At 38.4% G+C, this 23,116-nt stretch carries 15 protein-coding genes and 2 pseudogenes; 8 read left to right on the top strand and 9 right to left on the bottom strand.

Features of this window, described 5'->3' with window-relative positions; all coding sequences use genetic code 11:
• Window positions 1–167 precede the first annotated feature (167 nt).
• Together ptsH and ptsI are read left to right on the top strand one after the other, a co-directional pair.
• A complete protein-coding gene (gene ptsH, locus GFK82_RS01885) occupies window positions 168–425 on the top strand; it encodes a phosphocarrier protein Hpr (RefSeq protein ID WP_226811227.1) in 258 nt (85 codons plus the stop codon).
• Between the two features lie 49 nt (window positions 426–474).
• A complete protein-coding gene (gene ptsI, locus GFK82_RS01880) occupies window positions 475–2,202 on the top strand; it encodes a phosphoenolpyruvate-protein phosphotransferase PtsI (RefSeq protein WP_226811226.1) in 1,728 nt (575 codons plus the stop codon).
• A gap of 391 nt (window positions 2,203–2,593) precedes the next feature.
• On the opposite strand, the gene rph is transcribed toward ptsI, so the two are convergent.
• On the bottom strand, window positions 2,594–3,313 hold the full coding sequence (rph, locus tag GFK82_RS01875; protein ID WP_226811268.1) for a ribonuclease PH: 720 nt from the start codon (window positions 3,311–3,313) through the stop codon (window positions 2,594–2,596).
• A gap of 1,391 nt (window positions 3,314–4,704) precedes the next feature.
• Between rph and pyrI the strand changes: the two genes are divergently transcribed.
• From pyrI to GFK82_RS01845, 6 genes and pseudogenes are all read left to right on the top strand, one after another.
• Entirely contained in the window at window positions 4,705–5,172 is a 468-nt protein-coding gene (gene pyrI, locus GFK82_RS01870) for an aspartate carbamoyltransferase regulatory subunit (RefSeq protein ID WP_226811267.1), read from the top strand.
• Between the two features lie 1,402 nt (window positions 5,173–6,574).
• Entirely contained in the window at window positions 6,575–7,738 is a 1,164-nt protein-coding gene (gene ribD / locus GFK82_RS01865; RefSeq protein WP_226811224.1) for a bifunctional diaminohydroxyphosphoribosylaminopyrimidine deaminase/5-amino-6-(5-phosphoribosylamino)uracil reductase RibD, read from the top strand.
• A gap of 31 nt (window positions 7,739–7,769) precedes the next feature.
• Window positions 7,770–8,249, top strand: coding sequence for a 6,7-dimethyl-8-ribityllumazine synthase (ribH, locus tag GFK82_RS01860; RefSeq protein WP_226811223.1), 480 nt, complete (start codon window positions 7,770–7,772; stop codon window positions 8,247–8,249).
• A 1,890-nt stretch (window positions 8,250–10,139) separates the two neighbouring features.
• On the top strand, window positions 10,140–10,559 hold the full coding sequence (nusB, locus tag GFK82_RS01855; protein ID WP_226811266.1) for a transcription antitermination factor NusB: 420 nt from the start codon (window positions 10,140–10,142) through the stop codon (window positions 10,557–10,559).
• 61 nt (window positions 10,560–10,620) lie between these two features.
• Window positions 10,621–11,529, top strand: a pseudogene (gene thiL / locus GFK82_RS01850) (thiamine-phosphate kinase).
• A gap of 84 nt (window positions 11,530–11,613) precedes the next feature.
• A pseudogene (locus GFK82_RS01845) lies at window positions 11,614–12,101 on the top strand (phosphatidylglycerophosphatase A).
• Window positions 12,102–12,432: 331 nt separating this feature from the next.
• On the opposite strand, the gene tuf reads toward GFK82_RS01845, so the two are convergent.
• The 8 genes from tuf to GFK82_RS01805 all read right to left on the bottom strand — a co-directional run bounded on the left by tuf (window position 12,433) and on the right by GFK82_RS01805 (window position 20,761).
• A complete protein-coding gene (gene tuf / locus GFK82_RS01840; RefSeq protein ID WP_226811221.1) occupies window positions 12,433–13,617 on the bottom strand; it encodes an elongation factor Tu in 1,185 nt (394 codons plus the stop codon).
• 73 nt (window positions 13,618–13,690) lie between these two features.
• Entirely contained in the window at window positions 13,691–15,799 is a 2,109-nt protein-coding gene (gene fusA, locus GFK82_RS01835) for an elongation factor G (protein WP_226811220.1), read from the bottom strand.
• A 75-nt stretch (window positions 15,800–15,874) separates the two neighbouring features.
• Window positions 15,875–16,345: a 30S ribosomal protein S7 gene (gene rpsG, locus GFK82_RS01830; protein ID WP_226811219.1), complete on the bottom strand. Its 471-nt coding sequence runs from the start codon at window positions 16,343–16,345 to the stop codon at window positions 15,875–15,877.
• Window positions 16,346–16,438: 93 nt separating this feature from the next.
• Window positions 16,439–16,813 (bottom strand): 30S ribosomal protein S12, encoded by a 375-nt coding sequence (gene rpsL / locus GFK82_RS01825; protein WP_226811216.1) that lies wholly within the window; start codon window positions 16,811–16,813, stop codon window positions 16,439–16,441.
• A 136-nt stretch (window positions 16,814–16,949) separates the two neighbouring features.
• Window positions 16,950–17,237, bottom strand: a complete 288-nt coding sequence (tusB, locus tag GFK82_RS01820) for a sulfurtransferase complex subunit TusB (RefSeq protein ID WP_226811215.1) — start codon at window positions 17,235–17,237, stop codon at window positions 16,950–16,952.
• Between the two features lie 14 nt (window positions 17,238–17,251).
• Window positions 17,252–17,614, bottom strand: coding sequence for a sulfurtransferase complex subunit TusC (gene tusC / locus GFK82_RS01815; protein WP_226811214.1), 363 nt, complete (start codon window positions 17,612–17,614; stop codon window positions 17,252–17,254).
• Between the two features lie 7 nt (window positions 17,615–17,621).
• Window positions 17,622–18,014: a sulfurtransferase complex subunit TusD gene (tusD, locus tag GFK82_RS01810; RefSeq protein ID WP_282101009.1), complete on the bottom strand. Its 393-nt coding sequence runs from the start codon at window positions 18,012–18,014 to the stop codon at window positions 17,622–17,624.
• A gap of 2,558 nt (window positions 18,015–20,572) precedes the next feature.
• Window positions 20,573–20,761 (bottom strand): Ppx/GppA phosphatase family protein, encoded by a 189-nt coding sequence (locus GFK82_RS01805; protein WP_226811213.1) that lies wholly within the window; start codon window positions 20,759–20,761, stop codon window positions 20,573–20,575.
• Between the last annotated feature and the right edge of the window lie 2,355 nt (window positions 20,762–23,116).

Below are 23,116 nucleotides of genomic sequence, written 5' to 3'. Positions count from 1 at the left end.
CCTAACCGGGACAATAAAACACTTCATACACTGATACTCTTATCAAAAAGAATATGGCCCACAATTGCACCGTGAACTCTGTGATCAAAATATAAACTAAAGTAAATTTCTTAACCTACACTTTAGTTCCATAACACTCATATTAACTAATAAGTTGGGGAAATTAAATGTACCAGAAAGACGTTATGATTACCGCTCCTAATGGTCTGCATACGCGTCCCGCCGCCCAGTTTGTCAAGGAAGCCAAAAGCTTTCTTTCCGAAATCACAGTACACTCAAATAGCAAAAGCGCTAGCGCAAAAAGCCTATTTAAACTACAAACCCTAGGTTTAACAAAGGGTAGCATCGTTACTATCGCTGCAGAAGGTGAGGATGAAAAACAGGCAGTTGAACACTTAGTGAAACTAATGGTAGGGCTTGAATAAGAGTCAGCTTGGTATTTTACTCAAAATATGTCATAAGTAAGGTAACGTTATGATTTCAGGCATTTTAGCATCACCAGGTATCGCCTTTGGTAAGGCTCTTGTACTGAAAGTAGATGAGGTCATTATCAATCGGCACAAGATCACCGAAAACCAGGTTAGTCGGGAAATTAAACATTTTCTTTCTGGACGCGATAAAACCTCTTCGCAACTAAAAGCAATTAAAAATAAAGCAGGTAAAATCTTTGGGGAAGAAAAGGAAGCTATTTTCGAAGGTCATATCATGCTGTTAGAAGACGAAGAACTTGAACAGGATATTATAGCTCTTATTAAAGAAGATCTCATGAAAGCAGATGCAGCTGTCTATACCGTGATTGAAACACAGGCTAAAGCTCTAGAAGAGCTTGAAGACGCATACCTAAAAGAACGCGCTATCGATATACGCGATATTGGTAAACGTTTACTACGCAATATTCTTGACATCCCTATTACAGACCTAAGCGAAATTCATGAAGAAGCCATCGTGGTAGCTGTAGATTTAACACCTTCAGAAACAGCGCAGTTAAATCTCGACAAAGTAATGGGATTTGTTACTGATATCGGTGGTCGGACTTCTCACACATCCATTATGGCGCGCTCTCTAGAGCTGCCGGCTATCGTTGGGACGGGTACGATTACTAAACAAGTCACGAATGGCGATTATTTAATTCTAGATGCCATTAATAACCAGATTTATATCAATCCAAAACCAGCGATACTCCAAAAACTCAAAGCACTAAAAAGTCAGTATAACAATGAAAGAAGCGAACTAGCAAAACTAAAAGATCTTCCTGCCATCACGCTTGATGGTCATAGAGTGGAAATTTGCGCTAATATTGGCACTCTACGTGACGTGGCCGGAGCGGAACGTAACGGCGCGGAAGGTGTGGGCCTCTATCGTACGGAATTCCTTTTTATGGACCGTGATTTCTTGCCCAGTGAAGAAGAACAGTTTCAAGCTTACAAAGCGATAGCAGAATCCATTCGCACAGGTGCAATTATTGTGCGAACTATGGATATCGGCGGCGATAAGGATCTAGCGTATATGCATTTTCCGAAAGAGGAAAATCCCTTTCTGGGTTGGCGGGCAATCCGTATTGGACTAGATCGTAAAGAAATATTACATCCACAGCTACGCGCAATTTTACGAGCATCTGCATTTGGAAAGTTACGTATCATGTATCCTATGATTATATCCGTAGAGGAAGTGAGGATACTTAAGCTAGAGCTCTCTCTGTTAAAAACGCAACTACGTAAAGAAAAAAAAGCATTTGATGATAACCTTGAAGTTGGCGTGATGGTGGAAACACCTGCTGCAGCGGTTATCGCGCAGCATCTTGCAGAAGAAGTGGATTTCTTTAGTATTGGAACAAATGACCTAACTCAATATACTCTTGCTGTAGATCGAGGTAATAAGCTTATTTCTCACTTATATAATCCTATGTCACCGGCTGTACTCATGTTAATTAAACAAGTTATTGACGCATCGCATGCTGCAGGTAAATGGACCGGCATGTGTGGTGAGCTGGCTGGAGATGAACGAGCTACCCTACTTCTAGTTGGTATGGGACTGGATGAATTCAGCATGAGTGCAATCTCTATACCACGCATAAAGAAAATAATTCGCAACGTTAATTTTATTGAGGCTAAGATACTAGCAGAGAAAGCCTTATCTCTTCCAACATCGATTGAGTTAATGAACCTAGTCAATAACTTTATGAAAGAAAAAAAGATTCATTGACCTGAATCCACAACTAAAAAGGGTGTCCTCTGATTTGATCGTTTAGAGCACAAAAAGAGTATAGAGATTACACCCTCCTTTCATTGTATTTTTTCTTTTATATATATCTAAATCAAATTTATGTTTTTTTTGAAAAGGTCTGGATATCTTCCTTATGAGATAACTTTTCCTGAAATTAATATTGGAAATGCTTCGCTGAGGAAATCCATACTCTTTAGCGATATTAAAGGCAAGAAAACTAGACTATCTTTATCTATAAAAACAGAATATTTTAAAATAAGGTATTTAAAATAATTATTTATAGAATGAATAGATTTTGAAATGCCATTCAAAATATTAAACGATACCATATTATATCACAAGATACGAAACATTCAAACATCTCGCTAACTTACTCTCTTTCCATCGCAGTTTTTTGTATATTAATCAAGGCATCAATACCACTACTAGCTAATTTAATTAGCGTATTAAGATCTTGCTGGCTGAATGGCGATTTTTCTGCGGTTCCCTGCAACTCAATGATGTGACCATCTTCCATCATTACTACATTCATATCAGTGTCAGCTGCTGCATCTTCTGAGTATTCTAAATCACAAACAGCTTCCCCTCCTACCATTCCCACTGAAATTGCCGCGACAAATCCTTTGATTGGATTGGTTTTGAGCTGATCTCTCTGTTGCATGGTAACTAAAGCTTCAGCCAGCGCGACACAAGCACCAGTAATAGATGCCGTACGTGTACCACCATCTGCCTGTAAAACATCGCAATCCAAAATAATCGTGTGTTCACCTAGCTTGCTCAAATCCACTGCTGCGCGCAGCGAACGGGCGATAACGCGCTGAATTTCTAAAGTCCTACCACCCTGCTTACCTTTTGTTGCCTCTCGAAGATTGCGGACGTGGGTTGATCTCGGTAGCATGCCGTATTCGGCAGTGATCCAACCTTGACCTTTCCCTTTTAGAAAGCGGGGTACACCTTCTTCTACCGTCGCAGTACATAAAACATAGGTTTTTCCGAGTGCTATTAACACCGATCCTTCCGCATGTTGAGTGAAATGACGAGTAATAGTTACTGGACGTAATTGCTCTACGCTTCTACCTGCTGGTCGCATAGGAAAATCTCCATGGAGGATTAACACTTGGGTATGCATTATAAAGACTTGACTCACTAACTCCTATCTTATTTTTACTTCGGCATATGTCCTGATAACTTATTTTATTGTTAAATTATTAAAGTTAAAAATTGATGAAAAATTAGTTTTTCAATGCCATAATGAAACCATTTTATACCGGCTTTTCCAGTCGTTTCAGCTGCTTTGTTTTCTTCATCTTGAACCTGGCTCCCAGGATAGGATGGTGGTTATTGAGTAAAAAATATCCAGTGCATCTTGCGTATAAGATGTAACGCTTACCGTTATTTTATAATACCCTTTATCTTTTTGTAAAAGATTATAAGCAAGCGTGTCAGTTGCGGGACTTTCGCTGGTCAGACGACTAAATAGATTATCTATTTGTATACAACGGTCAGAAAGCAGATGATTACTCAAGGTCGGGATGAATGAGAAAAAACACTAAGCCATATTATACATCTTTTAAGATGTATAAAATAAAACACTCATCTTCGCTTTCTTTATAAAAAATTGTACTGTTTTCTTTTGCATGCCTCAGGGTTCATCACCCGTGATAAAACTTTACGCTTCTAACCCCGATTTATTTATAAATCGGTTGAAAAGTAAAGTCATTACAAGACTTTTGATTATCTAACAGCATTCTTATAAGTCGACTTAGCGTGAATATAATTTATGTTTTTATTCAGAATTTAATACCCAATCCATCAAAACAGATGATGTCTCTGAGTATCGCTGATATCCTCAGTAATAAATCTAGATTCTTGATGGTACAAATATTTTTCTAACATTATTATACGCTGAAATTCAAAGGAATAATCGGTTGTTTTGAATACAAAGGGAATTTTTACTAAGTATTTTATATTCATCATTACACAACAAAAGACTCTTAGCGCACGTTCTAAAGCGAACGATACACGAATGCCATAAGCATTCTTCTTGATTTAAATCAAACCATGAAGAATAAGAACAGCATCTTTAAATTAGAGTCTATATTTTTATTCTTGTACTTGTTGATGATTAACTGCCTTCATGTTAAAAACATATATATCAGTACTTTATAAAACATTGAATAAAGTATGAACTTGAAATTAACTCGATTACATAAGTTCGAAAAACCGTAATATACGTAAATAATATTTTTAATATAAATTACTTAACTTCTCTCAGAGAATCTCAAACATAATATTATCAGGTCTATAAAAACATTTTTCCTAATCAACATTGATATACAGTTAAAATTAAATGATGTCGAAAACACAATATTTTTTAGGAATCGGCTATCTAAAGATATCTTATTGCGACTGCCCGCATAGTCGCGTACAAAATTCAATCATCTCACTAATACACAAACCTGTATTAAAAAGGAATTATCTATTATGCAAGATAATAAGTTGCAGGTAGAAGCTATTGAACGCGGCACAGTCATTGATCATATTCCAGCGCAGGTAGGCATGATACTATTAAGTCTGTTTAAGCTGACTACTACTGATGAACGCATTACTATTGGGCTAAATTTACCCTCTAACCAGCAGGGAAAAAAAGATATTATCAAGCTAGAGAATATTTTCTTGACTACAGAGCAAGCCAATCAACTAGCTATTTATGCGCCCCGCGCTACAGTCAACCGTATCGATAATTACGATGTAGTGCGTAAACAGATATTAATGCTACCAAAGCGTATAGATGGCGTACTCACCTGCCCTAATTCTAACTGTATTAGCAGAAGGGAAACGGTGGCATCTGGATTTGATGTTTACATTCGAAGAGAAAAGATGCATTTACAGTGTAAATATTGCGAAAAAGAGTTTGAATATCAAGCGGTAATTTACCCTGCTTTCTAACTGTACACTAAGCTTACCATATTTAAATAAACAGTTTTGGAATTAATTAATGTTTATAACACTTCCTTATTAATAAGAGTCTGATTTTCATCATCAATAATCAACATGCGCTAATAACTATTCCTCTGTATATACATATAATTAATATATATACAGAATATAATCTTCTGTTTTTACTGGATGCATCTATTTTCATAAAATTTTTAGATACTAACTAGTATTAGTAATTAGACGCAAAAATCCCTAGAAAATGTTAAAGTGATAAACAAGGAAGTGGGTATTCAAATGAGTTATTAATAACCAATGTTTAACATCTTATCCCCAAGATGTGATAAGATGTTTTTAAACAAGTCATATTCTACGTAATATTACTTAAGTTCAAAATTGGCCTATCATTTTTATATACTCCTTTAGGAGTATATAGATCGCCGTAACGGATCTGCAATTATCACGTAATCACTGAATTTGCATACATCATCTTGATGATATATGCAATATGTAGATCTTAATAAAGATCGTTTTTATTCCTTTTGTATCCTCAATTAATCTTAATATTGGCGGGTTATTAAACGCCGTTTTTTACGAATGTATCGCGCTTAATCTAGTTCTAGAATCGAGAAAACACATGGATATCAGGCTATTTTGTATTTCAGCTCTCATCGGTAATCATGATATATGATATTATATTTCCAGAAGAAATACAATATGCAATAAAATATGATTAATCTTAGATTTCTAATAAAATATTCACTTATATAATTGCCATATTATAAATCTAATTAAATACTGCCGAAAAAATAAAAAAGATATAGTTGTAATAATAATTCTATTATTAGTCTACATTATATAATGTAAATTACCAAGCTGTATACATAGAAATAATGCTTACTATATGCACTTAGTAAATGATGATAAATTACTAAAAATTAAGAGTTACCCAAGAGATAATTCAAATTTTAAAGATCATTATTAGATTTTGATTAGAGTGAGTCTATTCAAACACGTTTTTCTTAAAAAGAATTATAAGTAACCATCTTATTACAAATATTACTAAGAAATAAAATGTCTTTATAAAATAGATCACAGTAGACGATAAAACCGATACAGGCTTCTTTTTGAACTTCTAAACGAATACCGGCTTATAGCCATATATTTCATATTTCTTTATATGTAGTGCTTGATATAGAGCACGATCTTGGTCTATCGATATATCTGTACCAAAATGGTATGGTATAACCATTAAATAAAATTATTCTAAATGGGATAAATGGTTATCTTTATTTTGATGTAAGATTTGAAATTACATTTCGTCGAAACATTGGGTTCTATCCTGAAGAATTCCCCCAATGCTGATGAAAACTAATTATTTAATAAATACACTACTTTTTGGGGTATTATAGCTATGGAGTATGATGAGATTTTTCTAGCACGTGCCTTTGAACTGGCGCAACGAGGACGATTTAGTACTTCGCCAAATCCTAATGTTGGTTGTGTTATCGTGCGTGAGGGACAAATCATCGGTGAGGGTTACCATCAACAACACCCTGATGAGCGACATGCTGAAATATATGCACTATGTATGGCGGGGGATGCAGCGCGCGGTGCTAGCGCTTATATCACACTTGAACCCTGTAGCCATCATGGCCGAACGCCGCCCTGTGCAAATGCATTAATAAACGCTGGTATAATTAGGGTAGTGTCTGCAATATCCGATCCTAATCCAAAAGTATCGGGACGCGGCTTCTACCAACTTCGGCAAGCGGGCATTGAAGTACGTTATGGTTTAATGCTAGCAGAGGCAGAAGCCCTAAACCCTGGGTTTCTTAAGCGTATGCGCACCGGATTTCCCTGGATTAGACTGAAACTTGCCTCATCTCTTGATGGCCGCACAGCTATGGCTTCGGGAGAAAGCAAATGGATTACGTCTCCCGAAGCTCGGCAGGATGTACAATGTTGGCGCGCTGAAAGCGATGCGATTCTTTCTACCGCAACCACGGTCCTAACCGATAATCCCGATTTAACAGTGTCCTGGCCAATGCTACCTAAGGATATCCAAACCTTCTACCCGCAGGAGCGCTTACGTCAACCCATTCGCGTTATAATCGATAGCACTAATCGAGTAACCCCAGCTCATCGGATTATCCAGGGTGAAGGGAAGACTTGGTTAGCTCGATTAAAACAGGACAATCTAGCGTGGCCTGCATCTGTTGAGCAGCTTCTTCTATCACATAGAAAAGGATCTGATAGCACGCATCTTGATCTGGTGCTACTAATAAAGAAACTAGGGTGTCGTCAGATTAACACACTATGGATAGAAGCTGGTGCTACTCTTGCAGGTGCATTGTTGAGTACTGGGCTGGTAGATGAATTGATATTGTATCAGGCGCCAAAATTGCTGGGGAATAATGCCCGACCACTTTGCTTCATTCCTAGACTTGAGCAACTCCACCAAGCTATAGAGTTTCAGCTGATCAATATCAAGCAGATCGGGCCTGATATCCGCCTACGTCTAAAACCTAGCAAGAGCGCTGAATTAACTTGTCTTATAGATAAGAACTTATGTTAGCATCAGCTTTTGTATTTCATAAGGAATCACCATGAACGTTATTAAAGGTGTTATTGCAGCCCCCAATTCACATGTCGCTATTGTCATTGCTCGTTTTAATCATTTCATCAATGAAAGCCTATTAAGTGGTGCTGTCGATGTTTTAAAACGCATTGGCCAGGTTAAAGATGAAAATCTTACTTTAGTATGGGTGCCAGGCGCCTACGAATTACCATTGGCAGCTAGGGCATTAGCTGATAGCCAAAAATATGATGCGATTGTAGCACTAGGCACGGTGATCCGTGGCGATACTGCTCATTTTGAATTTATCGCTGGCGAATGTAGCACTGGCTTATCTAGGGTGTCAGCTCGTTACGAATTACCAGTTGCCTTCGGCATACTGACTACGGAGAGTATTGATCAGGCCATCGAACGTGCTGGAACTAAAGCCGGAAACAAGGGTGCAGAAGCTGGACTGAGCGCACTGGAAATGATCAATGTGCTCAAGATGATTAAATCACCGTTGATTTAAATAATTTTATGTAACCGTATTCCTTACCATTTTTATAAAATGGTAGGCATTAAAACATATAGTTTAGAGAAGAATATTTTAATGATAGGTTTCGCATAACTAGATAATTAGTATTTCTAAGTTCAGAACTTGTATTCTGGATAAATAGGAAGCCTGTATGTAGCTTGATTAAATACAATAATGTTTTCTCCCCTTAGAGGAGAGAGGTTAGCGCTCGCATGAAAATGCTTACCCCTATTTTTTATAGGGGGGGTTGGTATTCATATACCAACCCCCGGTCGAGGGTGATAAGAGCATAGAAAATAATACTAAAAATCTAATCGCTAGGTTATATAAAACCCCCATATTCATTCTAATGAAACTTAGTGAAGTTGAAACAAATTTCTCTCTATATATAGGAACATTTTTATACTCTCCTATATCTACCGATGCGCAATTCTGGAATACATATAACAAAACCATATATGTTTCAAGAAATTCTTTGGTGAAAATTATTTCACCCCGATATTACCTCAAGATGATACTCTAGTCAAAAGACTTTAACTCAGAATAAGAAAATATTATATCAAGTCGGAAAGAAATTTTCTTAATTGGAAAATTAACTAGTGGTTCTCTAGTAAATACACGGGTGGATATCTAAGTGCTCAGCATAGCACCAACTTAAAATAATCAAGCTCACTGGTTTAACCAGTATATTTACTTTCCAAGTATACATTTAGTGCATATCAGATAAACAAATTATATAGAGATTTTCTTTTTTTCTAACTATATAACAACTCTGTTGAACGATAGTATATGAATATATTCAAGTCACATTTTTCTATCTACTAATACCTTGTCCTTATTAATAATATATTACAATTCAAAAATGTTATCAACAAATGATAGTCTAACTATGTAGAAAGCTTTGCGATCAGGATCGATATAATTATTTTGATATTGCACAATAAATAAAAAGTACTCTATAAACTAGTATTTAGTACTAGCATAGAATTTGTTGATTTAAAAGTATTACTTGCTATACCAACGATATTCAAGTATATATCTGTTCGACTTTATTTAATACTTTCAATATTACACAGTAATGTAATTTCGATTCCTGATTATTATACTCACGCCAGTTACTCACGAAAGTAGATAATTTTAGTAACAAATCATCATAAGAATAAAATATGATGACACATCGTCTTAGAGGTAGATAACTATCTACTTATAATATTTAAGTTATACTTCAGATCAGTTATTAACTCACCTCCACTTTAAATCGATACTCTGCGATTTCTGTCTTCACTCTTTATTAACTTAGGATCCTCTTGTCTTATTAGGATTGGTTATTCCTAAGCAATATAATAGGAAATTGTCACAAGATAACGTAACAAAAAAAGCAACGCTGCAGAATACATCATTAAAAATTCACTCATCCAGTTAGCGAATGTAATTGAGAATATCTCTAGATAAGGCAAAACACTGCCAATACACTATATTTCTTATAAACTTTAAACGGATCATCACCTGCTGATTTACCAGGCGCTAAAGGTAAAACCGAAGGAAATTTAGTAGCTATCTTATTGATATATAAATATTTAGTTACAATGAATATCAATCAACAAGTTATCTACAGAGACTGATTATAGAATATCATATCAAGATACTATGGCATCTATAAAGATCGAGGATACTGAAGCGCTTATAGAATTTCTATTTCATATACAGTCTAAAAAATATTGTCCCAAAATCTTTAGCTTCAAAATTAGATATAGGTCTCATTAGTATTAAGTAATAAGAGGTCATTACTCTTTGTAAGAGATTAATATATAGTTCAATCTAAATTTTTTAAAAAACAAACCATATTGCATTGCGAAATATGCTATGAAAGTAAAGGGGAATGTTGTGAAACCAGCTGCTCGTCGCCGTGCTCGTCAATGTGCCCTTCAGGCACTCTACTCATGGCAATTATCAGATAATGAAATTGCCGATATTGAAATTTATTTTTTGTCAGAAGAGAATACGTCTGATGTGGATATTCCTTATTTCCATGATCTCTATATCGGTGCGGCAGCGAATGCTAAGGAATTAGATACACTTATGGTGCCCCATCTCTCTCGTCAGTTGGAAAAGCTGGGATATGTAGAGAGGGCAGTATTGCGTATTGCACTATTTGAATTAAGTCAACATCATGATGTACCTTATAAAGTTGCGATCAATGAAGCTATCGAGCTCGCTAAAACTTTTGGCGCAGAAGAAAGCCATAAGTTTATTAATGCAGTGCTAGATAAAGTTGCTCCACAAATTCGTCCCAATAGGAAATAGTTCAGGAAGGACGTATACACTATTACTCTCGAGTCAGTATCAAGACATATTTGGATAAAGTATAGAATGTCGTGAGTTTGACCGCATTGAGCGCTATGTCAACCGAATGCAGAGCGTGCGCGGAGATATAGTGCTTGGTATCGGCGATGACTGTGCTCTGCTATCGGTAACTAAAAAAATGGATTGCGGTTAGTACCGATACGTTAGTGGCCGGCACGCATTTTCTTCCGGATATTAGTCCGTCCGATTTGAGTTATCAGTCACTGGCAGTTAACCTCAGTGACCTTGCTGCCATGGGCGGTGTTCCGGCTTGGCTATCTCTCGCTTTAACCTTGCCTTCAGTAGATGAAGACTGGCTCGTTGCCTTTAGCGATAACCTATTTCAGCAGTTGGCTTATTATGATATGTAGCTCATTGGTGGCGTCATATCCCGAGGTCCAATAAGCTTAACTCTGACCATCCAAGGATTAGTTCCAGCTAGAAGAGCACTAACTCGCAACGGCGCCCGCATCGGTGACTGGATATATGTAACTGGTACATTAGGAGATAGCGCCGCGGGTCAAGCGATACTACAAAATCGATTAAAAGTAACAGATGCACAAGATCGGCATTATCTACTTACTCGTTATTTACGTCCAAAGCCACGAATTGTACATGGGCAGGCGATTCTTAATCTAGCCAGTGCTGCCATCGATATCTCCGACGATATGACAACAGATTTACAGCACATTCTTTTGAGTAGCGAGTGTGGCGCTAGTATTAACTTAGATAATATTTCTTATTCATCAGCACTAGTTCGTCATGCTACACTAGATTAGGCGCTTCGATGGGCACTAGGTGGTGGTGAAGATTATGAACTATGCTTTACAGTGTCTGAAATTAATATCCTTTCGCTAAATGTCGCACTAAGTCATACCGATGTCCATTTACCTGTATTGAGCAGATCATACCCAATAGCGCAGGAGTTTAATTTATACGTCATCACAAAATCGTAGAGTACGATTGGTACGGATATGATCATTTGAAAAAAGGACGATATTGAATAATAATCAACATGTTAATTGCTAAGCAACGAATAAAACTTTCCAACCCGTGGCATTTTCTAGCTACGGGTTTCGGCAGTGGCACATTTTTCTGGATGCCCGGTACATTGAGTGCTCTCATAGCGATTCCGATTTGGTGCTTTCTTATATTACTACCATGGCCGCTTTATTCAGTTATACTCATCTTCAGTTTATGCCTGGGAATATACTGCTGCCATCGAACTTCAAGAGATGTGGGCATCCACGATCATGGTTGCATTGTCTGGGACAAATTTCTCGGAATCTGGATTACTTTAATAGGCTTACCGCGCAATAACTGGGAGTGTGTGTTGGTATGATTATTGACGATGTAGTGGCGGGGCTCATCGTTGCTAACATCGTGTTCTGGGTTTTGCATGAATACTGGCATGTATATTCAATTCTATTTAAGGACTTAACATCAAGTTACGCTGATCTCTGTAGTGCTATAATCAAAATTCTCTTGATTAAAGTTGAGTAACTTACTCCTATATTGATTCCTCTCAAAGAGGAGTAAATAATGAAAATGATTATGGGGGAGTATGGCAAGTTAATGCTATTTTTATTTCGGCTATAGTATTAGCCATAACTAGAGAGGTATGATTTTCCATATGATCACATTATAAATGTTGCGGAGCTGTTGTTTTTAAAATCAGAAAAGATACGCATTAATAAAATTAATGGTATATAGCAAACTATTTTTCCTATTAATTCATGGGTATATCTGATAAGTGTAGGCGGCTTTAGTGTAAAAGTATGGGATAACACTTTTCACACTAGAGCCGCCTCAAAAAGGTCGAAACGTTTCTAGCTTAAGCAATAACTTTTGCAACAACACCTGCACCAACAGTATGTCCACCTTCACGGATAGCGAACCGCAACCCATCGTCCATGGCGATGGGGGCTATAAGATTAACAACCATCTTAATGTTATCACCAGGCATCACCATTTCAACTCCTTCTGGAAGTTCAATAGTACCGGTTACGTCAGTGGTGCGAAAGTAAAACTGTGGCCGGTAACCTTTAAAAAATGGAGTGTGTCGACCACCTTCTTCTTTGGTTAGAATATAGACTTCCGATTCAAATTGGGTGTGTGGTTTAATAGAACCCGGTTTAGCCAGTACTTGACCTCGCTCGACATCATCACGTTTTGTACCACGTAGCAGCACACCAACATTTTCACCAGCTCGACCTTCATCTAACAATTTACGAAACATTTCAACACCGGTACAGGTGGTTTTCGTGGTATTTTTAATACCTACGATTTCTACTTCTTCACCCACTTTGATGATACCACGTTCGACACGACCAGTGACTACGGTACCGCGACCAGAAATAGAGAATACGTCTTCTATCGGCAACAGAAACGGTTTATCAATAGCGCGTTTGGGTTCTGGAATATAGTTATCCAGTGCTTTTGCCAGTTCGATAATTTTCTGGACCCAAGCTGGATCGCCTTCTAAGGCTTTCAGCGCAGAACCCCGGATAACCGGGGTATCATCACCTGGGAAGTCATACTGAGATAGTAGCTCACGCACTTCCATTTCCACTAGCTCCAGCAGTTCTTCGTCATCAACCATATCGCATTTATTCATGAATACGACGATATAAGGTACGCCTACTTGACGACCCAGTAAAATGTGCTCACGAGTCTGTGGCATCGGACCGTCGGTAGCTGCAACCACCAGAATGGCACCGTCCATTTGGGCAGCGCCGGTAATCATGTTCTTTACATAGTCAGCATGTCCCGGACAGTCTACATGCGCATAGTGGCGGGCTGGGGTGTCGTATTCAACGTGCGATGTATTAATTGTGATACCACGAGCTTTTTCTTCTGGTGCATTATCAATTTGATCAAAGGCGCGTGCGGTTCCACCGTAGGCCTTTGCTAGAACAGTAGTAATAGCTGCGGTTAGGGTAGTTTTACCATGGTCAACATGACCAATAGTGCCGACGTTAACATGCGGTTTAGTGCGTTGAAACTTTTCTTTAGACACGGCTATATATTCCTTACTTTTGTGCTTTTACCAAAAAGTGAATGCACGGGATATTAATTACAACCCTTTCAGCTTATTTAGCTCTGCGGGTTTCGATAATGGCTTGAGCCACGTTGTTCGGTGCTTCATGGTACTTCAAAAATTCCATGGAGTACGAAGCACGGCCCTGAGTTTGTGAACGTAAATCAGTAGCATACCCAAACATTTCAGATAGGGGGACCTGGGCGCAAATGGTTTTGCCAGTTGTGGTATCTTCCATACCGTCAATCATACCGCGACGACGGTTTAAGTCACCAATGACATCACCCATATAGTCTTCAGGCGTTTCAACTTCAACCTGCATAATGGGCTCTAGGAGAACCGGTATGGCTTTCATAAAACCTTCTTTAAACGCTATAGAAGCGGCGATTTTAAACGCTATTTCTGACGAGTCGACTTCATGATACGAGCCATCAAAGACGGCGACTCGGACGTCTACAATAGGGTAGCCTGCTAGAATTCCGTTTTTTATCTGCTCCTGAATCCCTTTGTCTATCGCAGGGATGTATTCTTTAGGCACTGCCCCTCCAACGATTTCATTCAAAAACTCGTAACCTTTTCCACTAGATTCCAACGGTTCAAGACGCAACCATACATGACCAAACTGACCTCGACCACCAGACTGACGAATGAATTTACCTTCTTGTTCAACAATAGAGCGGATCGTTTCTCGGTAGGCAACCTGGGGTTTCCCGACGTTGCCTTCCACATTAAATTCACGCCGCATACGGTCAACAAGAATTTCAAGGTGTAATTCACCCATACCAGCAATGATAGTCTGACCAGACTCTTCATCAGTCCACACTCGAAAAGAGGGATCTTCCTGAGCCAGTCGACCCAAAGCTAAACCCATTTTTTCTTGGTCGACCTTAGTTTTCGGCTCTACGGAAACCGAGATCACTGGTTCTGGGAATTCCATACGCTCAAGGACGATAGGAGAAGACAGATCGCAGAGAGTATCTCCGGTAGTCACGTCTTTAAGTCCGATGGCAGCAGCAATATCACCGGCACGCACTTCTTTGATTTCTTCACGTTTATTAGCGTGCATTTGCACGATACGGCCAAAACGTTCTCGCCTATTTTTTACTGAGTTCAGCACGGCGTCGCCGCATTTTACAATACCGGAATACACACGAAAAAAAGTTAGGTTACCGACAAACGGATCAGTAGCAATTTTAAACGCTAGCGCTGAAAATGGCTCATCATCGCTAGACCGCCGCTCGGCGCGAGTTTCCTGAGCGTCGTCGATCACTCCATTGATGGAGGCAATATCTGTCGGCGCAGGCAGGTACTCGATGACAGCATCTAGCATTGCCTGAACCCCCTTGTTCTTAAATGCTGAACCACAGGTGATCAAGATAATTTCATTGTTTAAGACACGCTGACGAAGACCGTGCTTAATCTCTTCTTCTGTCAGATGTTCGCCGTCTAGATATTTATCCATTAGTTCTTCAGACGCTTCGGCTGCGGATTCAATTAAGTGCTGGAGCCATTTGTCAGCCTGTTTTGTCAAATCGGCAGGGATCTTTTCATACGTAAAGGTCACGCCTTGATCTACTTCGCTCCAATTTATAGCTTTCATTTTTACCAGATCAACAATACCGGTAAATTTCTCTTCAGCGCCGATAGGAAGCTGAATTGGAACCGCTTTCGCACCCAAACGGGTTTCTAACTGTTTAACCACACGCAAATAGTTCGCACCCATACGATCCATTTTATTCACGAATGCGATGCGCGGTACTTTATATTTATTTGCCTGGCGCCAAACGGTTTCAGACTGTGGCTGAACACCACCTACTGCACAGTATACCATGACGGCCCCATCGAGTACTCGCATAGAACGCTCTACTTCGATAGTGAAGTCAACATGTCCTGGGGTGTCAATGATATTAATTCGGTGAGATTGAAACTGTTTAGCCATCCCGTCCCAGAAACAGGTTGTCGCGGCTGAAGTAATTGTAATACCACGTTCTTGTTCCTGCGCCATCCAGTCCATAGTTGCAGCGCCATTATGAACTTCACCGATCTTGTGGTTGACACCTGTATAAAATAAAATACGTTCAGTCGTAGTGGTTTTACCAGCGTCGATATGCGCACTAATACCAATATTACGGTAGCGTGCAATAGGTGTTATACGAGCCATTTGAGTCCTTGATTACTGGGGTAGGACAAGGTGAAGAGCGTCCGCCGAGTTGGCATCTAACTACTTTTATACAATTTACCAACGGTAGTGGGCGAATGCTTTGTTGGCATCTGCCATACGATGCACGTCTTCACGCTTTTTCACAGCAGTACCTTTGTTTTCTGCCGCATCAGAAAGTTCGTTCGCTAAGCGTAGCGCCATGGATTTATCGCCGCGTTTACGAGCAGCTTCAACGATCCAACGCATTCCTAATGCATTACGGCGAACCGGACGAACTTCTACTGGGACCTGATAAGTAGACCCACCAACACGCCGTGATTTAACTTCAACAGTGGGACGTACATTGTCCAGAGCTGCGTCAAAAGCGTCTAGATGATTTTTACCCGAATTCTGAGATAAGGTCTCCAGGGCAGTATAAACAATTGCTTCTGCAATAGATTTCTTACCGTCTACCATTAATATATTGATAAATTTCGCTAAAAGTTCTGATTCAAACTTCGGATCCGGTAAGATTTTGCGTTGACCAATAACGCGACGACGTGGCATGGAAATACTCCGTTATAAATTCAGGAATCTCTAAAACTTGATGAGTTTCTTTGAGAAAGTCAATAAAAAATGGCCTTACTTAACGGAAAATAATTAAGATTTTGGCTTCTTCACACCGTACTTGGAGCGACCCCGTTTTCGATCTTTCACACCTGAGCAGTCAAGTGCACCACGAACCGTGTGATAACGCACGCCAGGTAAGTCTTTTACACGACCGCCGCGGATCAAGATCACAGAGTGCTCCTGCAAATTGTGACCTTCACCACCGATATAGGAAGTAACTTCAAATCCATTAGTTAAACGAACACGACATACTTTACGCAGCGCAGAATTCGGTTTCTTTGGGGTGGTGGTATATACACGGGTACATACCCCACGTTTTTGTGGGCAAGCATCCAGCGCTGGAACACTGCTTTTTACAATCTTCATGGAGCGCGGTTTACGTACCAGCTGATTAATTGTTGCCATTTAATAAAACTCCTGGGTTTGGTTTCGTAAACACTTAATAAGTTGTTTTATAATCCCGCGAGGCACAGTACGAGGACGCAGAATTTTATGGCTGACCGGTAAAGGTGTCAAGTAAGATATATTCCCCGTCCTATCCTTACCACGCTATTTGCTGTGTTTGTTTTTCAGTAAGCCGGACGAAGTCAGTATAATTGATTATTGCAATCTTAGGCGAAAAATGTGCAGATAATCCACGAGCAGCAATATCATTTTCTAATGCGTGCACTGTCAATGGAGAGCGAATCAACACACGCAAGACAGGTAAGCCCGTCAGACCAACGATAACACCATCAGACAGAAGCAGAAGATCATCCCCGTACCGTACGGTACGTAGCATTGCTGATAGATCGCATGCATAGGGAGAATGATTTAAAATATAGAGCATACAAATCTCCAGCGTTAAAATGTCAAAACGATATTATAATCTTCTAAACGTTCTCTCCAGTCTAAGGCTAACAACCATTCGGGGGTTAGAATCCAGTCAGCACTAGCATCGAGGCCACGCTCTGCGGCGGAATCAGCGCAAAGATAAATCCTGTCGATATCATAGAGCAACAGAAGAGAAAAAGTGGCAACGAAATCGCGTGCCAGAATTTTCGCTGGCTGTTGATGTGATAGTAGCAGAAGTATACCGTCACTAATAAAAAATACACCCACATTCTTCTCTGTCAGTGATGAGGTAGCTAAAAGCGCATCGAGTCCTTCCCGTCCAGCTGCAATGCCGTGTGGTCCGTGAGTGAAAACAAAAGCAATACGATTCATCTCATCCTTAAAACTGAATAAAGCGATCGCATCTCAGCGCTGCCTGAGCTAGCCAGCCAAGGCCGCTGAACTCAAAACCTGTCTGAAGATTTTCGCCAGTATGTTTAATCAGAGAGGCCTGTATGGCATCCGTAACACCACGGCGAAGAGCGGCGGCGATACAAACATGCAGTCCAATGTGATATAGCTTCGCTAAGTGGTACCAGGCTCGCACTAGATCCACCTCATCGCTAGCAGGCGCGATCAGGCGATTCGCATTAGCAACCCCTTCTTGATAAAAAAATACCGTGCTGAGACGATGACCGCACGCTAGTAAAACCTGAGAAAATTGCAGTGCACTACTGGAAGATTGACTACCATAGGGAGGGCCGGTTACCATTAGGCAATATTCTAAATTCACCGTTTTTTTCCTAAGATTCTCTGATGTTGTATTACTATATATGCAAATAGAGCGGATGTTTAGAAATGCTTCTCGTATCAGTGATCGAGTTAATTTCATTTTTTGATATCTTTATATAAAAATGAAGGAATATCTGGGGATTCTGCACGTGAAATCATAGATTTCAAAAGCCAAGCTGCTGGAATCGTCACCGACGAAGCGAAACTCATGAAAGCATCTATATCTTTTTATGTTAGCAAGTATAAAAATATGTGTAATCTACCAGAAAGGTATCTCTAGATTTATCTATATGCAAAGACGCTTATCCGCTATACTTCACGCGTGAGTAGAATAAACGTAAACAATTCTATCAGAAAGCCGTTGTGCACCCCACAGAAGCATGAGAGATCCCATATCAATGAACTCATTCTTTGATATGGGATCTACCCCGTTATCCATACAAACCACATAAGTATTTCAGTTCCTCCAGCAGAGATTGATGAGCTTTCGTAACACATGCCAATAAAAACCACCAGAACCATTAAGACGGCTTTATAAGCGATATAAAACTTACGGAACTCCGCTATCCAAACATTCATCTAATATATATGAATATATGAATATATGAATTTCAGAGTAAGGAATGCACGTCGTGCAACAGCATTAACATCCATGATGTGTCAATCTAACAAGATAATATCAAGAAGTCTTCGCATAAGTTTTATCTGAGTACTATTTTAAAATATCTAATAAAGCGCACTCCTTCTCTTTTATATAACATTAATTATGCACTATTATACCAGAATCTTCAATGGGGCAGTGTTCTTCTAAATCCCCTCCCCTTTCTTTAAAAACCCCTTTTGCTTCCGGAAAAGCTAGCAAGTCCTGATTCTATTACTCTATCTTGAGTGGGCATATGTTAACGTTCGAGTACTCATTGATACCAAACGGCGCTATTATATAGTGCCGTTTGATATTTTAAGGAGATTCGCCTCAAATATTAAAATTGAATTTCTGAAATACTAACGACAGAAGTTTTCCGTCGAACTACCTCACCGCTATAAATAGCTAATCTTTTTTCAAATTCTTAGATTTCTGAGCGCCTTGATTCTAATCACCCTCTTCACTCTGCGCACATAGCACAGAAGATCCATATTATATTGAAGAACTCTTGTTTTGCTGTTTATTGTTTAAATCTTTTCATTAACTTAGTGCATAGCCGATACATAGTGTATGCATATTACTGATATAGTATATGCAACATATAATTTTTATTAAAGCATAGACCTCTTGTAACTATGGAAATGCTGATCATAATCATGCGTTTTTCATGGCTTCTGAAAAACAACTTATATGATATATATCACATATGAAATCAATGGATGAATCTGATGCAGAGCTGCAAGAAGATGGACGCGGAATCAAGCATCAATAGAATCAAAAATAAATAAAAAATTGAGATAGAAAAGTACTGATTATTCAGCTAGACGGAGGTGATACCCACAAAAGTATACCATTATATAATCTGGTTGAAGGAAGAAAAATTAATAACGGAGAATTCACAAAATTATCTGTGAATATTATATGAGTAAAGTATCAAGTCACTTTATAAATTACTTATACTTCCACACCAAGTAGTTCACAGATTCCTCACATCGGGTCTAGCTTAGAGCTTCTTTACCATATTGGTGAATAAAGAGTACTGGTTTCAGCTTTTATCACCACTTAGCCCTCGGGAAGATCTACCCAATAGGCTTGCTCACGCTTTAGAATCCAGGTAAATCAGCTTATACTTAGGATAAAAGCCAGCGGGAAATATCAGTATACCATTACCAATGAGAGATCTTGACGTTGGTCATTGATCAATAATTGTAGCCCTAGAAGTTTTAGGGAAAGCATAAACTGATTTTTTAAAAAAAGATTAAAGCGGGGGGGAGTATCTCTCTAAATTGCTTTACGATGATATTTCGGCAATATTGCGAGAAGAATCGGGAGCTCTTAATTAAAACGGGTATGTTGGTCTATTCTAAAATACAGGTCAAATAAGGCTGCATACTGCTGTGATTAATGCCAAGACAAACCTCCTTTAGTTGAGCGAGACCCATTTTAGTCATGCTGAAATCTATAGATATTTTAAAGCGGCGTTTACGTTTGTCACTGCTGATAAAATATAGTGCCAATGGTGTTCTATATCCACCTAACTTAATTGTTATCGATATTATAATGTTTAGCGAAGACAGATTAAGTTTTTTGATTGCCAGATCATGTATGATGCCGCATAATATCATCACTCTCGGTATGAAATAATTTTCATTTCTCGAATAACCTTACTAGACTATGCGTAGTAAACTGAAGTATTTCTTTTCCCACTAATTTCGAATTTTTCGGTTGTATCAATCCATCTTTAGCACTTATTTCAGTAAATAGGTTATAAACTAATTTAAATATACCGGAGGCACTGAGAATTATCTGCTAACCAATAATGCGGTTAGTAAAGTACTCGTCTCGAGCTATAGCGCCCCCTGCTAGCCGCATGCGCTAAAAATTAACAGGACTTATCTCCCCCTAGAAGGAAGAAATCAATACCCAAAGTAGGTGTAGCTCATGCGGCGACTGTTAATTAATATAAACTCAAAGTTTTCACCGATAACTAATTCAGTAAAGCCACCGCCAATATCAATTATTAGTCTGCGTCCTTTTTCGGGTTGAATATACTTAACACCAATTAAAATTAATCGAACCTCTTTATAGTCAGAAACCATTCCCATTAGATAGAGGGTTTACCCCGAGCCCCATTCTAATAACGGGACTGCATTAGCCAGATCATGCAAAGCATGCGTCCCAACAATCATAACCGGGCATCGGGGTAAACCCCTATCATTATTCAGCAAACAGACTGAGATAGCTTACTTAGATTACGTTGGATTGCTACTCAAGTTCAGTTTGAGCTCATGATCAAGATCATCAGAAAAATATACCGATTTTAGTTCACGTAAGGTCTGCGTCATACTGTTGATTACTTGAATTAGTTACCTGTTATTTTAACCGTAGATCCAGGAGTGTCACCCCCCCCCACTTCAATACGATAATAAATATTATCGGGTATCCAGTCGGCAGAATCGAGTAATACTTTTATTCCCTCCATGCGTACATGTACAGATCCGATCTGTGTTCTAATACACTGATCTACAATACTGGTTACTTAGATATTATTGCTAATACCTGGTAAATCCGGGATTAATGAGCACATTCTACACACCAGGACACGGATGTTCACTCCGATTATCGGAAGACGCACAAAAACGATCTATTCACCCCTGATCTGGTCACTTATTCTCCTTAAGAACTGTGTCTATCTCTTCTCTAACTTGTGTATTTTCAATCGCTGGGTCAATCATTTCATGCAACATATATCGTGAGTTTTGTCCAATACTATTATTGGAATGAAACTGACTGGAGGTAGAGGTTTTCGATGACATGAAAAGCATGACGTATGTTATTAGTGATGCGAAAATCAAAGCTTAGAAATAACTAAGTAGTATATACAACTAACAATTTCTGTTGCTGGATTAGCGTAGATGTAATCTATTAAGGCTGTTACTATTTATAGTAGTGTCACAAGCATTCGTATTCACAAGGACAAAGCTGGTATTCCTTAATCAGACCGATCTTCTTGCGTGTCATTTTCAACACTAAAGTAGTGTACTAATTATTACATTCCTGTTTTATATCAAATAGATCATCCTGGATATGATTCAGTAGATAGCATGCTTAGAATATGTCGCTTTAGTCCTTAGCATATTATCTTTATCAAAGACTCTTTTGAAACTCTTTCATTAAAAATGAAAACCAGCTTAATTCTATTTCTATATAGCGATCGCGCTTTTCTGACCCATATTACTCCATGGATTGATTCAGGAAGGTGCTGAGTGTTTAGATCGTTCTTACCTATGTTAATTAATACACCCTTGACTGCATAACTGCGATTCATTAACAATGGTAAGAAGTTATATACCATATGATGATCTTATCGTAAAAGTTTCCGCTTTCAGTGTGTAAGAAAACATTCTTTATAAGAAAAAGACTTTATATAAACATATAGATGTAATCTGTGCCTCTCTATTTATTAGCTGTATTTTCCACTTTTCCACAACTCCCTTAGAATAATAAATTCATCTTAAAAGGTCATCTGTAAATTATGCAATAAACACCTTAAGTTGAATAAGAATCACGACAAGATTAATATCTTGCTCGCGCCACAAATAAAATTTATTTAATTGTTCCAATATCATCGGACAACAATCCCCAGTTTTTTGTTTTTTACAAGAAAGGATGCTATATATCTTTTATGATTAAATATAACTGAAGAGTTAACTCTTATCTAGAATATGATTCCTGAATCATATTCTAGATAAACCATCATAAATTCACCAATTAACTGAATTTTTAATTAGAGATAGCAGTCTAAAAAAAAGACATCTATGTAATAATGAAGATTTTATTTGCTTTTTATATGCGCTCTATTCAGTTCAGAATCAATGGGGGGGTATGTAGATATGTACTCTATCTCACTCAGAAATATTAGAAAAGAATTCTATCATTCAGCACTTTGTTTAGATGTATTCTGTTCTTTCAACCAGGTTATATATGGCATTCTCACATAGACATTCTGTTTTTCTATTGAGACGCACCAGTTTTTTTATAAAAAAACTAATTTTATTAGTTCTTGAGCATGCTCGTTAATACTGCTGCATTGACGCTCTTTTCGCTAGTGAATTCACTTGTTGCGTTTAGCTAGACTTAAATTACACAGATTTTATTTCACAAATCACGAAAAACTTAGTAGTATGATAGATCATCTTTATCGCTTCAAATAGGTTTATTATTTAAATAATTCTGATCGCAACATATATCCACTCTCCTAGTTGCTAATGTGGTTATTATGTCACTAGCAAAGATATATTCCAGTAAAAAAAGAGGTGTGTTTCTGTATATATAGACTCTATTTTCACATTATAGGTATGTCATCAAAACAAATTTATGGTGATGATTTCTAGTTAATATCCTTTACCTAAACAGTTATCCTCGCACCGAGTCTCATTCGGTTGTATATTCACTATTCT

It is taken from the genome of Candidatus Steffania adelgidicola (genome assembly GCF_020541225.1).
Classification (GTDB): Bacteria; Pseudomonadota; Gammaproteobacteria; order Enterobacterales; family Enterobacteriaceae; genus Steffania; species Steffania adelgidicola.
The sequence above is the reverse complement of the archived record's forward strand: the minus strand, read 5'-3'. Positions and strand labels throughout refer to the sequence as shown.

Coding starts and splice junctions, on each gene's coding strand:
- ribD (WP_226811224.1), top strand. CDS start 6,575: ATGGAGTATGATGAGATTTTTCTAGCACGTGCCTTTGAACTGGCGCAA.
- rpsL (WP_226811216.1), bottom strand. CDS start 16,813: ATGGCAACAATTAATCAGCTGGTACGTAAACCGCGCTCCATGAAGATT.
- fusA (WP_226811220.1), bottom strand. CDS start 15,799: ATGGCTCGTATAACACCTATTGCACGCTACCGTAATATTGGTATTAGT.
- tusB (WP_226811215.1), bottom strand. CDS start 17,237: ATGCTCTATATTTTAAATCATTCTCCCTATGCATGCGATCTATCAGCA.
- ptsH (WP_226811227.1), top strand. CDS start 168: ATGTACCAGAAAGACGTTATGATTACCGCTCCTAATGGTCTGCATACG.
- tusC (WP_226811214.1), bottom strand. CDS start 17,614: ATGAATCGTATTGCTTTTGTTTTCACTCACGGACCACACGGCATTGCA.
- ribH (WP_226811223.1), top strand. CDS start 7,770: ATGAACGTTATTAAAGGTGTTATTGCAGCCCCCAATTCACATGTCGCT.
- GFK82_RS01805 (WP_226811213.1), bottom strand. CDS start 20,761: ATGGGAATGGTTTCTGACTATAAAGAGGTTCGATTAATTTTAATTGGT.
- rpsG (WP_226811219.1), bottom strand. CDS start 16,345: ATGCCACGTCGTCGCGTTATTGGTCAACGCAAAATCTTACCGGATCCG.
- ptsI (WP_226811226.1), top strand. CDS start 475: ATGATTTCAGGCATTTTAGCATCACCAGGTATCGCCTTTGGTAAGGCT.
- rph (WP_226811268.1), bottom strand. CDS start 3,313: ATGCGACCAGCAGGTAGAAGCGTAGAGCAATTACGTCCAGTAACTATT.